Below are 14,042 nucleotides of genomic sequence, written 5' to 3'. Positions count from 1 at the left end.
ACAAAATCAAAAATGGCTACTGAATAAACCAGCATAGTACAGGACGGTTAAGTCAATTGAAATTATTAGATTTGAATTGGGAAAGATATTACAGCAGCCCCGGATTTTTAAAATCCTGTTTTGCATGGCAAGTTTAGAGCAGTTTTCAAGTTAAGCTCTTTATTTATATGGTTTTGCAATTAAAATCTGATTTTCTAAAATTCAATATATTGATACTAATATTAAGCCTTATGCATAAGATAGAAAACACCCGAAACATTTTTCAAAAAGCCAGATTTGTAATGATTTTATTACTGTCGGTGAATATCACTTACTCTATTCAAGCTCAACCTGTGTTAAAAACTGGAACAGGTAATATGCCTGAGCAATGGGTAGACGCTGTAACAGGGCATCTGGTTAAAAGACTTATCAGTAACCCAGGTAAACATCGTAGTTTTTACTTTCACAACAATCCATTTATCGGAGATTTGATGGTTTTTTACGGAAGTAAACCAGACAGACAGAGCAATAATACACCTGATGGTTATGTAAAATCAGTTTCTGTTAATTCATCTGATAATCAGCTTTATAGTTATAATTTAACGACCGGGGTAACCCGAAGATTGACTAATTGTAGTGGTGTCATGTATGGTGAAATTGTTAATCAGCGTAATAAGGAAGCTTATTACCAGATTAAAGATAGTGTTTTTGGTGTCAATGTACTATCAGGCAAAAACAGGTTTATTTTTAAGTTTCCAGATGATTTTAAAGCCAGTATAACGACTGTAAACGCGAACGGAACCCTTTTGGCAGGAGCCTTTGCGAGTCCATTAGAAAAAGAAATTACTAAGAAATACCCTTCCAAAGGCGGTTATTTTAACCGAATATTTGAAGCGAAACTTCCCAGAACTCTTTTTACAATTGATATTAGAACCGGGGTATTATCCAAAATTTTTACAGATAGTGCGTGGCTTAACCATGTTCAGTTTTCACCCACTGATCCTGATCTTTTAATGTTCTGTCATGAAGGTCCCTGGCAGAAAGTGGATCGAATATGGACTATTAATGTTGCTTCAAAAGAAGCACCAACTTTGATTCATAAACGTAGTATGGACATGGAAATTGCGGGGCATGAATGGTTTAGCTCTGATGGCAAATACATTTGGTATGATTTACAATTACCAAGAGGCAAAGAATTTTTTGTTGGGGGAACAAGGCTAAGCGATGGTAAGGAAATTAAATTTCATGTAACCCGTAATGAATGGTCGGTTCATTATGCCAGTAGTTGGGATCAAGATCATTTTGCCGGGGACGGAGGTGCCCATAAATCTGTCGCCAATGCACCAGATGGAAAATGGATCTATTATTTTACACCTGGAAGGAATAAAGACGGTGAATATTTACAATCAGAGAAATTGGTCGATTTAAATAACCATGATTATCAGTTAGAACCAAATGTTCATTTTTCACCTGACCAACAATGGATTATATTTAGGGCAAATTTTGAAGGCCACCCTGATATTTATGCTGTAAAAATTAAAAAACAGAAATAGGATTTCGTAACATTTCCAGCTAGAGAAGAGGAATTGTAAAGAGTAATGCTTGCATATGTGTATTGAATAATAATTGTAGCAATTTAAGAGTATGGAGCTTATTTGTAAGATTATAATACTTGCGAAGTCAGACGCATAATTGCTCACGTAGTGTCAAAGTTTATTTTAAAGTAAAAAAGTGCTAGGTGCTGGAGAATTAATTCAATTAAGGCAAATTGTTGTAAGTAATTAATTCTTTGAAGGTTCCTTATGATTTATCCGAATTTTCTTGTTAATCAATATTAAATAAATAACAAAAACTTTTTTAATAGTAGCGTAAATTGCCAATGAATTGCCAAAACTGTTCTAATTTAATCAAAAATTTAAGGATTTGAAATGCGATGGTAGAAAATGGGTTTGAATACTCAATTCAAATGAAAACGCAGTAAACCGGTGAACGTGAGCCAAAGTAATCGTAAACCGCTCAGTAACGAATTTCATTTCTAAAGTCACAAAAAATTTCTTAAGATTTTTTAAACAAAAAATGATAAACACAGTTTTTTAACCTATTAATGCAAACGATTACGTTTAAGTAGCTTTCGTAAAGAATGAAGGGGATAATATACAGCCAACCGGTCTGGTAAACTGGTAATTGTTTTAATTTAAATTCCTTTAAAAATAAAGGGTTATCTTAATACGCCTGTATGTAGAACTCAGGTCGACGCAATATGTCGGTCAGGAAAACACTTAAAAATGGATTTTAATTTACTTCACTACACCATCTAGAGTAGGGCTTGATTATAGTTCCTGTTGATGAAATCTGTAATAGACGGAATTGCTATAACAGGGGTTAAATAGTGCTTCGAGGGCATTACTTTTTAGATACTCAATTCGGCTATAGGGATTAAACATAAAGTACCGCCAGTTGTATTTCATATGTTTTATCAAAGAACCAGTGGTGAACTGGTTTTCTCATGCTTTTTTAGCGCAAACGTTTGCGCTGAAGTGTGACCAGGAAACTTATGTCCTCTACCGGCAGTAGCTAGGATTTTTCTTGTTTTTAAAATGCGGGAAATGAAAAAAATGAAATATAAATCGATCATTATTTTGAAGAGTGTCTGGTATGGCATCGGGAAAGATGGGTGGCATAAAGATTCATTAGAATTAAAAGTGAGGACTTGCGGTTGCTTACATCAAGTTAAATTAATTTTTTTTAATTGTGGCGACTTACATACGGAGACTCGTACCAGGGGTGCATTAAAATATACAAGGGCCATGTTGCATAGTTTAACGGAAGACGGATAATCTATTGTCCATCTTTTGCAGGCTCCTGAATGAGCTTTCTAATTACAGCTGAATTTGGCCTGCAATAGTTTTTTCAATACGATCATTTATAACTATTTACTATCCTAAAATTATTTAAATGCAAAACGATTATTATCAAATCAACAATATTGTTGAAGATTTGGAGCGGCAAGGTAATATGGGGCTGCCTATGAATAAAAATAGTGCACCTCATATGACCCAATCCGTTCTTATCGATAAAGGACGTAAGGACTTTGCAATGACACTATTACGGGCTTTTACTTCATTATTATTAATCCTAATACTTGTTCTTTTTAATCCTGATGGCGTTTTTGCCCAGGACACAACTGTTGGTAACAACAACCAAATGGCTGTTCTTCATAGTTACCATGGTCATGTTTATAATACGCAGGGAAAACCCATGGAAGGGGTTTCTTTAAAAGTGCCTGACGGGGCAGCTGGAGCATTATCTGAGTCAGATGGATCGTTTTCTTTTAAGGCAAACGCCGGTGATACGCTTTATGTGTCATATATCGGGTATATTGAACAAAGGCTGGCACTTGGTGCAACAGAAAGTCTGGATATTCAGTTAATAGAATCTTCTGACAGCAGCCTAAATGATGTTGTGGTGATTGGATACGGAAATAAGAAAAAATCTGATGTAACTTCTGCTATTGCTACAGTTAGCAGCAAGGATCTTGAAAACAATCATAATGGATCTACTGTTAGTGCAGCCTTGGCTGGTAAATTGCCTGGGGTTACATTTAGAATGTCTGATAGTAGGCCCGGGGCCAGCGCCAGTGTTTCTATCAGAAATATGGGATCTGCACTGTTTATTATTGATGGAATCCCTCAGGATGAAGGGCAGTTTAATAATATTTCACCAAATGATATAGAAAGTATCTCCGTTCTGAAGGATGCCTCGGCGGCAATTTATGGAGTAGAAGCTGCAAACGGGGTTGTGCTGGTGACAACTAAAAGAGGTAAACTTGGAAGCGCAAATCGGATTAACTTAAATGCTTACATGGGATGGCAGAACTGGACTAGATTCCCCAAAACAGTTGATAATTATGACTGGCAGAAAGGGAAAGTAGAAGCGGATGTCAACCAAGGCCGTACTCCGATTTCTCAGGATGAACTTGATAAATATCTGAAAGGAACAGAGGATGGCTACAAAAGCTTTAACTGGTATGATTTTATTGTAAAACCCAATGCCCCTCTCAATAATGTGAATCTGAATTTTACTGGCGGTTCTGATAAAATCAATTACTATGTATCAGCCAGTAACTTATATCAGAATTCGGTATTAGGAAGAGAATACAAGTTCAATCGGACCAATATTCAAAGTAATATTGACGCTCAGGTGACCAAACGCCTAAAAATTGGGGCCTCCATTAATGGCCGTATTGAAGACAGGCAAAATCCAGGTGTTCCCGGTACGGATGATTATTGGGAGGCTCGCTTTGCCATTTTACGTAACACCCCTTGGGAAAGGCCATATGCCAATGATAATCCCGCTTATTTGAATGATATCGGTCATAATAATGAAAACTGGGGATTGCTTAATACTACGTTGTCAGGAAAATACCGCGATACCTGGAGGGTGTTACAAACCAATTTGAATGCAGAGTATAAGACGCCTATAGAAGGATTGGTATTGAAGGGATTATTTGGTTATTACTATGCAAGTGAATTACTTAATAATCATGAGTATACTTATGATGCATACACATTTGACCCTAAGGATAGTACTTATAATGTTACAGGAGGTAGTTCTAATCCCTGGAGGGAACGTAAACAACAGATGTTTACCTCAACAGATGTACAGTTGCAGGCAGATTATAACCATAGTTTTGGTAAGCACACAATAGGGATCACTTTCGTAAATGAGAGAAACAAGCGCCAGGAGCTCAGCAACTGGGTCCATGCCGTTCCAACGACCAATGTGCTGCCCTTGATTTATTTTTCCACAATGGATACTTATGATGACGGGGACGTAACTACTTCCAAGATTGGTTATGTTGGTCGTGTTAGCTATAATTATAATAATAAGTATTATCTGGAGGTTGCTGGTAGAAGAGATGCTTCTTATATTTTAAGTCCCGACCATAAATGGGGTACTTTCCCGTCTGCTTCAGCAGGCTGGCGTATAACACAGGAACCCTTTTTCCAGAAACTAATAAGCCCTGGCATCTTAAATGAATTGAAATTAAGAGGCTCTTACGGATTGACTGGGGATGATAGAAATTTGCCTATCGATGAATTTTCCTATTTGGAAGCCTATGATTATAATAATGGGAATCCTGCTATTTTAGATGGGACTGCTGTTATTAGTTCTTCATACAGAGGAATTCCGGTGACCAATATTACCTGGATTAAGAGCCATATGCTTGATTTAGGCTTGGATTTCGGCCTGTTTCATAATAAACTGACCGGTACTTTTGATTATTTTAAAAGAGAAAGATCTGATATTCCAGGTACCAAATATGATGTCTTGTTGCCCAGTGAGTTAGGTTATACATTGCCAGAAGAAAATCTGGCAGATAATAAAGATAAGGTAGAAGGGCTGGAAGGGGCATTGACTTACACGGGAAAAATAGGGGATCTTGATTTTTCGGTAGGAGCTAATATGTCTTATGCCAGAACCTACACTGTTTCTACGTATAAGCCCAGATTCTTTAATTCTCTTGATGAGTATTACAATAGTGCAGAAGGACGTCCGCAGAATTTAAGTTGGGGCTATACTGTCATTGGCCAGTTTACCTCTCAACAGCAGATTAATGATTATCCTGTCAATATAGATGGTCAGGGTAATAAAACGCTACTTCCTGGTGACTTTATCTATAAAGATATAAATGAGGACGGCGTTATAAATCAGCAGGATACACGTCCCATTGGCTGGGGCGCAGGCCGTAACCCTATATTTAATGGGGGGCTTAATATTGCCGTCAATTGGAAAGGCTTTGATTTTCATATGGATTTTTCTATGGGTAGTGGTTATAGTTTTATCCGGGATTACGAAATGCGCTGGCCTTATCAGAACGGCGGGGCCTTGCAGGAAGTTTTCTATGAAAGTCATTGGCATCATGAGGACATCTATGACGTAAACAGTCCCTGGGTAGCCGGTGATTATCCATCTATGCGTTTTAATGAAGGGGGACAAAGCAATTATAATAAAACTTCTACTTTCTGGCTGACTAATGTAAAATACATCAGATGTAGAACACTGGAAATTGGTTATTCCTTACCAAATGTTTTACTGGATAAAATTAAAATAAGTAAGGCCAGATTTTATGTAAATGCGAATAATCTGTTTTCCATAGATAATATGCATAGCTATGGCATTGATGCAGAAATCTATGATGGGAATGGTTTGACTTATCCACAAAGTAAATATTTGAACGTGGGAGTAAACCTCAGTTTCTAATTTTTAAAATACAAGTTATGAAAAAGATATTTTTAATAGCCTTGGCTGCTGCAAGCGGCATTACTTTAATGACGACTGGCTGTAGCAAAGATTTTTTAACGAATGATCCGACTTCCATTCTAACAACAGACCAGGTTTTCGGGTCAAAGGAACTTGCCTTCTCTGCGCTTGCAGATTTGTATAAGGGGTATGTAGATCAGCAAACTATCACCAACTGGTCAGAATTTACCAATTTTGATGAGGCATTTCCATCAGAAGCAGGTAATTACTGGCGGGCACAGCAGACAGATTTTCCATATTCTTGGTGGAGTTTGTGGAATTATGATTATATCCGCAATATTAATATTTACATTTCACGTTGTAAAGGCGCAACTGCACTTGATGATGCGGATAAAGCACGTTTTATTGCAGAAGCCAGATTTTTAAGAGCTGCGAACTATTTTGAACTGGTCAAAAGAATGGGTGGGGTGCCGATTGTAACTGAAGCGCTGACCTACGATTATAGCGGAGACCCATCTTATTTGCAACAGCCCAGGGCGAAAGAGTCTGAAGTATATGATTTTGTTTTGTCCGAATTGGATACGGCAATGGTTGATTTGCCCGATGATGCAAGTGTGCAAGACAGAGCCTCAAAAGGATTGTGTCTGGCAATGAAGTCCAGAGCTGCCTTATATGCAGCTTCTATAGCTAAATTTGGAAGTAGTACTCCTAGCGTCAGCCTTTCTGGAGGAGAAGTTGGCATTGCAAGTTCTGAAGCCAATAAATACTATCAGATTTCCAGAAATGCATCGTTGGCATTGGTTAAAAGCGGGAAATACAGTCTTTATATGAAAAAGCCGGATGATTTGGCTGATAACTTTGCTGCGTTGTTTTACGATAAGGGTAACAATCCGGAAGTGATTTTTGCTCAGAATTTCAAATTAAAGAGTGGAACTATTGAAGGTTGGACCTTGAATAATCAACCAAGGGCAATTGCAGAGGAAGCTCAAGGGGGCAGGGTGAATCCAACACTGAACCTAGCCTTAAAATATGAAACACTGGATAATAAATACACACCCTTTGTTGTGAAAAACGGTTCAGACTATGCTTATTATGAAAATGAAGCTGATATTTTTAATAATCGTGATGCCCGTCTGGCAGGGACTTTTATACTTCCCGGAAGTCAGTTTAAAGGAAAGGATGTAGATATCTGGGCCGGCTACTTTGTTGCGTCCTCAGGTGCAATTGTTACCTCAGGTACATTTGGCGGGCAGGCACAACTCCCCGACAGAGACTATAAGGAGCAGGCCGTGGGATTTTCTGGGCCAATTGACGGACTGGAATTTGCTGCACAAACCGGATTTTATGTTCGCAAATTTATGGATCCTGCCACAGGTTCCGGGCAGATAGGAACCCAAAGTGAAGTATGGTGGGTACGCTACCGGTTTGGTGAAGTGTTGTTGAACCTGGCGGAAGCTGAGTATGAGCTAGGGAACAAGGATTCTGCCGCCTTATACATCAATCAGATCAGAAAAAGGGCCGGGTTCACAAAAGATCTGACGGCAAATGATATGAGTTTCGACCGGATTGTCCATGAACGTAGAGTGGAACTGGCCTTTGAAGGTCATGAGCTTTTTGATAATAAGCGTTGGCGCATAGCGCATAAGGTATGGAATGGTCAGACTATTTCTGCTAGTGAATTAGAAGCGGGAGTGGGTACCGCTACCGCACCCAATACCATGGCCTATGGCCTATGGCCTTATAAAGTTTATGCTCCCGGTAAGGCAAATGACGGGAAGTGGATCTATAAAGTCGTAAAACCTGGTGAAGTGACTGCAGCGCATCGGTTTCAGTTAGGTAATTATTACTCCACTATTGATCAGACTATTATTAGTAATAATCCGAAGATTATTAAAAATCCGAACCAATAATTCGGTGTATTCTACCGTAATCCATGGTTACGGCTAGTATTTATTTAGTTTTAAAAATTATTTTATGAAAAATATTCGTTTGATTTATCAGATAATGGCTATTATGATGGGGATGATTTTAGCGGCCGCCAGTTGTCAAAAAGATAACTATACAGCTCCACAGACCAGGTTTACCGGCCACCTAGTTTATAAAGGAAATCCGATTCGGGTTAAAAACACGGGGCTAACAGATGGTAATGGAATCGGGGCTGTTTATTTTGAGCTCTGGCAGGATGGTTTTGGGAAAAGTGGAGCAATTGATGTGTACCTGGATCAGGATGGTTCCTTTTCTGCTTTGCTGTATAATGGAGATTATAAACTCGTTATACCTTCTGCACAAGGTCCTTTTATAAGTCTGCAAGATGAGCAGACTGGTTCCGATACCACAATTTTACATTTAAATGGAAATACAGACATGGATATAGAAGTCTTGCCTTATTATATGATTGATCAGGCAAATTTTACTGTGGGTGCAGACTCAATAGTAAAGGCTTCTGCTGCTATCAGCAAAGTTATAACAGATAGCAGGGCGAAGGATATTGAGTTTGTAGGACTCTATGTGAATCGCACATCCTTTGTGGACGAAGACAATAATATTGCTAAACAGACTATAGCAGGATCTGATTTAAGCAATCTTTCAAGTATTGCGTTACAAGCTAAAATTCCAGAAGATATTTCAGGAGGAAACATCGGGGTGGCCGATCAGAATTACTTCTATGCCCGAGTAGGTGTAAAAATTGAAGGTGTGGATGATATGATCTTCTCGGATATTATTAAGGTGGAGCTTCCATAAGGAGATTTCTTGATTAAAACTTGGCCTCATAAAAATAATGAGCCTTGTTTAAATCATATGCAAGCGTTTAGTGTAGTTATAATGTGGACTGGTCGGCATTAACTTAAAGAGAATCTAGACATTTTCTATAAAGTTTAAAAGTCGGCCAGTTTACTTTTTTACTAGTTGAAATTGATAAGAAACAATGGTAAAGTGGTGAATAGTTGGCAGAAAAATGTATTTTTTTTCTCCGAGGCTTGGCCAATTTTAATAAATTTAAAATAAAACAAAATTCAAAAGCGTCTACTTGATTGGTTTTTAAAAGAATCAAACCTAATTTAGTAATGCCCCGATCGGCCTGTGTTATGCGATTATTCACATCCAAACATGGCTACAGGGGCATTGCTTTTCTACTTCTCAAAAGGCGAATACAATCAAAGAGATTACTAGAGACAAATTTTTGTATATTGGAAAATCGGTCCTTAATCGAAAATATATTTATATGATCAGATTTATTAAGTTTATTTCTTATTCGTTGCTTTCACGAGGCAAGCAATAGAAGGTAGGTGTTTTTCATAGGGAAATCGAAAGCTGATTTTACAGCGGGTACATATTGTTGAGACTGACAGGGACGGATGGGCCGAAAGCCAATTATTGTATGTTGCTTTTTAAAATGGTTATGTAAATAGGCAACAAATTAACGGGCAAAATCAGGCACCATAATTTTACTGCATGCCTTATATTAATCCTTTAAATGATGCTACAAGTTATATAGGTACCAGAGTAAAATGGTTTTTATATGATCCAAATTGGTTGCGAATTAACCCTGGCACCTATAGTGTAGGCATCTTCAAATTAAAATTTAAATAATGAGTGTCGTCATTATTCTGAATTGTAATAACAAAATTATGATTTTCAATATGTTTTAATTGTAGTAATCCTTGGAAATCATTGTAGTAATATTACGACAACAGGCGGGTTATGTTTAAGCCAATAGGGTGTTGATAAATATCTTAAAAGTGTCTGAGTAACGTTATGTGTTAGGGGGTATTACTGGATTCTTATCGTGCTATGGCATCCTGTAATTTAATAAATCAGAACAGAAGATCGTGTTTAAGGTCTTTTTTTTGTTCCCTTTTTTGCTGCTTTGCATTTATATTTAAGGTAACCGTTTCTTTCGCTAGCCTTATAAATAATTCCCGGATTTCGTTTCAGGGCATTGGTTATGCTGGATGGCAGTAAAGTTATTTTTGAGGTGTAGTGGATGTGCTGCTGAATTTCATGGACTTCCCGGAACTCATTCAAATAACCTTCCTCCATAGCCATTTTCACAAGGTAGGAAGGTCCATGAAAACTTTTGGCTTCCTCATTAATTTCCTTATAAGTTGTTGATGACAGGGGGAGTTTTTCAATTTTCTTTTTGATATTGGCCTGAAACTGCTTGTTGGAGATCTGGATATAGCTTTTCCCGGCTAAATCTTCCAGAGAAATCCCCAAGACCTGACAAATAAAGGTCAGCTTTTTTAAGGTAATTTGATGGCCATTTTCCAACCGGCTAATGGTTGGGGCACTTACGCCAGTAATACTGGCAAGATTCTCCAAAGAGTATCCAAGGCGGGTCCTTAATTCTTTAAAATGCTGTCCTAATCGCTTTCTATCTAGGTTGTTCTTTGCCATTGTAGGATAAAATTAATGCATGACTGACGATAATTTTAAAATCCTGGTATTTGTAAAGAATATCTATCAGGTACAAAGAAGTAGGCCCTCAGAAATGGAAACAAGAATTTAAAATAAAGATGAATTATATAATATTCATTCGCAAGGAAAAGGAAACGAGATTAGGTTTTGATTGCTTAATCTCTGGGGCAGGCTTTATTTCTTCTTAGGGAAATCAAATGGTAATTTAATTCAGTCGCTTAATCAATTTGTTTTTGAAACAGGATACTGTTCTTTGAATCGATATACCTTTTAATTGTGGTAATAATTGGATTTGTATGCCACAGTTGAAATTAGACGGATAAAATGCCTTATTTAATTCAGGTAATAAATGGTTGCAATTTTTTGCTAAAAACTTCAATGACCTTATATTTATAGAGGAATTGCCGATTAATGTCCTGATTTTAAGGGATAATGGGAGCATTAATATTTTACGGCTGTTGGGGGGCCATTTTTAAATATATTGATTGGTGCTTCTTTGTTTGTGGGCCAATCTTCCGTAATATTTTTTATCAGAAGACCTCATATCAACGCACGAATCGATTAAAACATAGGGGTTGTAATCTTATACATATTAAAATAGCTAATAAAAATGAAGAGGAGTTTAACTATTGTTGTCCTGATAATGCTCACATTTTTTGTGATCTCCTTTCTGACCAATATAATTGGAGCCCTAAATCCTGATTTTATTAAGGATTTTAATCTGAGCCTGACCCTGGCAGCCTTGCTTCCTTTTGCTTTTTTTATAGCTTATGGTCTTGTCTCCATTCCAACGGGAATATTATTGGAGAGATACCGGGAGAAAAAGATTATGATTTTTGGCTTTATAACGTCCTTTATAGGTTCTCTGCTGCTGGCAATATGGCCAAATTATCTGACAGCTATTATTTCTTTATTTATTATAGGAAGTGGTATGGCCATGCTGCAAGTCGTCATCAACCCGTTACTTAGAACGGCGGGAGGAGAAAAAAACTATGCCTTCACTTCTGTACTAGCTCAATTGATATTTGGAGCAGCCTCCTTTCTAAGTCCGAGAGCATTCACTTATGTTGTACAACGTCTCTCCGTTCAGGGGGGGGATATTTATTCCAATTGGGTTCCGGCCGGAATGCCCTGGATTGCTCTTTATTGGATCTTTGGAGGGATTTCCCTGTTAATGATTTTGATTATCGCGCTTATGAAATTTCCGAAGGTTGAACTTACACTGGATGAAAAGGCGGGAAGTCTTAAGGTCCATCTGGATTTGATTAAAAAGCCTGTCGTAATCCTGTATTTTCTAGGAATTTTCTTTTATGTGGGAACGGAGCAGGGATTAAATAATAATATTTCATTATTGTTACAGACGCTCCATGGGATAGAGCCAGCCACAGCAGCGGATACGCTTGGCAATTTCTGGGGTTACATGACAATAGGCAATATCTTGGGCTTATTTCTTTTAAAGGTTATGGATAGCAGAGCCTTACTAAAATTGTTTACTATCCTTGCCATGATTAGTCTGGCTATTGGATTATTTGGGACCGGAACCTTGGTTTTATACGCATTTCCAATGGTGGGCTTCTTTATTTCGGTTATGTATCCGGTTATTTTCTCCCTGGCCCTTAATTCTTTAAGTGAGCACCACGGTTCTTTTGCTGGGATTTTGGTCACTGCTATTATTGGTGGCGCCATTATTCCGCTGATAATGGGAGCAATAAGTGACAGTTTTGGCCTTACCGCTGGCATGTCCATGTTGTTTTTGACCATGGGTTATATTTTAAGTATAGGATTTTGGGCAAAACCTCTGATTAATAATGCAACCATTGGCGGTAATAAAAACAAAATTGAGAAGGTTTAACCCTGAAATATGATAAAAATGCCGGCCTGGGGGAAATCACGGGGAGGTGGTCCTATTTGGAGTAAGTCGACTTTGGCAGTTGTTTATATATATGAGAATTTTTATATAAAAAATAAAGAATAGCGTTTAAGGGAGGTGAAAAAATGTATGTAATTAATTCAGATAGGCTAATACAAGAGGAAGCGCATAAGGATTCATGGGTAATAGGAATTGATTTTGGAGCTACTCAGCTAAGAGCTGCCTTGGTTTCCAGGAAGGCTATGACTGACATTATTAGTAAGCCTACACCTAATCAGGGGGGTGCTGGAGAAGTATGGACTTCCTTATCGACTTTGATTTCTGAATTATTATCCTTACATGAAAAGGTACATCCAGTTGCTATTTGTGTTGGAGTACCCAGTATTGTGGATATTGAAACAGGAACTGTTTTCGACATCCAACATATTCCGGCGTGTAAGGAATTGAAACTTGGTGAATTAATTAAGAAAAATTTCAGGATTCCGGCCCTTGTAAATAACGATGCCAATGTATTTGCATTGGGAGAGTTCTATTTTGGTGAGGCAGATCATTCCCAGAGAAGCCATGGCATTAAAATGCAGCCCGTGGATGAAATAATTGACGCTGATCAAAAAAGCAAACCAACCATGTCGCTGGTAGGTCTGACGCTCGGAACGGGACTCGGTGCTGGTTTGATTCTTAACGGCAAGCTTTATAGCGGACCAAACTGTGGAGCAGGGGAGATTGGTTGTATGCCTTATCTGGACAGTAATCTTGAAGATTATGTGAGTGGGGCTTTTTTTATTAAACATGGGGTAGATGGAAAGACTTGTTTTAATCAAGCCAGAAAAGGAGAGTCTGCTGCCATAAAAATGTATCAGCAATTTGGTCATCATTTAGGGCAGGCTATAAAAATTGCCATGTATGCATACGACCCTGATTGTATTGTACTAGGCGGGTCTATCAGTCAGGCCTTTGATTTATTTGAGAAAAGTATGATGCTTGCCTTGCAGGATTTCGCATATCCCGGTATTCTTACAAAAATAAAAATCTATCCATCCACATTAATTCATGGAGCGATTTTAGGTGCTGCCGCACTATATTACGACCGGGAAAAATAGCATCATTTGAAGCCAGATATTAATTGTTTGCCGGCTGTATCCAAATATTTGATATTAATTAATCCTGTGTTCAAGGAATAAGTGCAACGCTACCTTCGAATCGTAAAAATACTTCATTTGCGGTGGCATAGCCAAATTTTCTTATTGGTCTGTTATTGATCGCCTTTTCGACCCTTTTTATTTCCTTGTTATCAATTTCATTAAAGTCAGTTTTTTTGGGGAAGAATAGTCTGATTATTCCGTTCCTGTTTTCAATTGTCCCTTTGTCTTGTGACGTATATGGCCTTGTGAAGTAAGTCTTGACATCTAATGCTTTTGCAATCTCTTCATGTTGTGCGAATGCCAAATCGTTGTCAAAAGTCATTGTTTTTATCGGTGGGTATTTTTTCATTCTTTTAATGATTTTTTTG

Annotated in this window: 8 protein-coding genes; 6 read left to right on the top strand and 2 right to left on the bottom strand. The window is 37.8% G+C overall.

Annotation, left to right across the window (positions count from 1 at the left end):
* The first annotated feature begins 230 nt into the window (after nucleotides 1-230).
* The 4 genes from BLU80_RS12870 to BLU80_RS12850 all read left to right on the top strand — a co-directional run bounded on the left by BLU80_RS12870 (nucleotide 231) and on the right by BLU80_RS12850 (nucleotide 8,985).
* The gene (locus BLU80_RS12870) at nucleotides 231-1,532 is read left to right on the top strand and encodes an oligogalacturonate lyase family protein (RefSeq protein WP_244518906.1); all 1,302 of its coding nucleotides are present in this window, start codon (nucleotides 231-233) and stop codon (nucleotides 1,530-1,532) included.
* 1,402 nt (nucleotides 1,533-2,934) lie between these two features.
* Nucleotides 2,935-6,243, top strand: a complete 3,309-nt coding sequence (locus BLU80_RS12860) for a SusC/RagA family TonB-linked outer membrane protein (RefSeq protein ID WP_091399112.1) — start codon at nucleotides 2,935-2,937, stop codon at nucleotides 6,241-6,243.
* A 17-nt stretch (nucleotides 6,244-6,260) separates the two neighbouring features.
* Nucleotides 6,261-8,153, top strand: coding sequence for a RagB/SusD family nutrient uptake outer membrane protein (locus tag BLU80_RS12855; protein ID WP_091399109.1), 1,893 nt, complete (start codon nucleotides 6,261-6,263; stop codon nucleotides 8,151-8,153).
* Nucleotides 8,154-8,217: 64 nt separating this feature from the next.
* Nucleotides 8,218-8,985 carry a DUF3823 domain-containing protein gene (locus BLU80_RS12850; RefSeq protein WP_091399107.1) on the top strand — a complete coding sequence of 256 codons (768 nt, stop codon included), beginning with the start codon at nucleotides 8,218-8,220 and terminating at the stop codon, nucleotides 8,983-8,985.
* Between the two features lie 1,092 nt (nucleotides 8,986-10,077).
* Here the strand turns inward: BLU80_RS12850 and BLU80_RS12845 are convergent.
* Nucleotides 10,078-10,641, bottom strand: coding sequence for a helix-turn-helix domain-containing protein (locus tag BLU80_RS12845; RefSeq protein ID WP_091399104.1), 564 nt, complete (start codon nucleotides 10,639-10,641; stop codon nucleotides 10,078-10,080).
* Between the two features lie 631 nt (nucleotides 10,642-11,272).
* On the opposite strand from BLU80_RS12845, the gene BLU80_RS12840 reads away from it, so the two are divergent.
* Together BLU80_RS12840 and BLU80_RS12835 are read left to right on the top strand one after the other, a co-directional pair.
* Nucleotides 11,273-12,514 carry an MFS transporter gene (locus BLU80_RS12840; protein ID WP_091399099.1) on the top strand — a complete coding sequence of 414 codons (1,242 nt, stop codon included), beginning with the start codon at nucleotides 11,273-11,275 and terminating at the stop codon, nucleotides 12,512-12,514.
* 143 nt (nucleotides 12,515-12,657) lie between these two features.
* A complete protein-coding gene (locus tag BLU80_RS12835) occupies nucleotides 12,658-13,632 on the top strand; it encodes an ROK family protein (protein ID WP_091399096.1) in 975 nt (324 codons plus the stop codon).
* Nucleotides 13,633-13,702: 70 nt separating this feature from the next.
* Here the strand turns inward: BLU80_RS12835 and BLU80_RS12830 are convergent.
* Nucleotides 13,703-14,042, bottom strand: a 340-nt coding sequence (locus BLU80_RS12830) for an IS30 family transposase (protein WP_139188150.1), incomplete at its 5' end; no start/stop codon positions are given.

Origin of the sequence: Arachidicoccus rhizosphaerae (genome assembly GCF_900107765.1) — a bacterium.
Taxonomy (GTDB): Bacteria; Bacteroidota; Bacteroidia; order Chitinophagales; family Chitinophagaceae; genus Arachidicoccus; species Arachidicoccus rhizosphaerae.
Note: the sequence above shows the minus strand (reverse complement) of the source record. Positions and strands in the feature narration are given on the sequence as shown.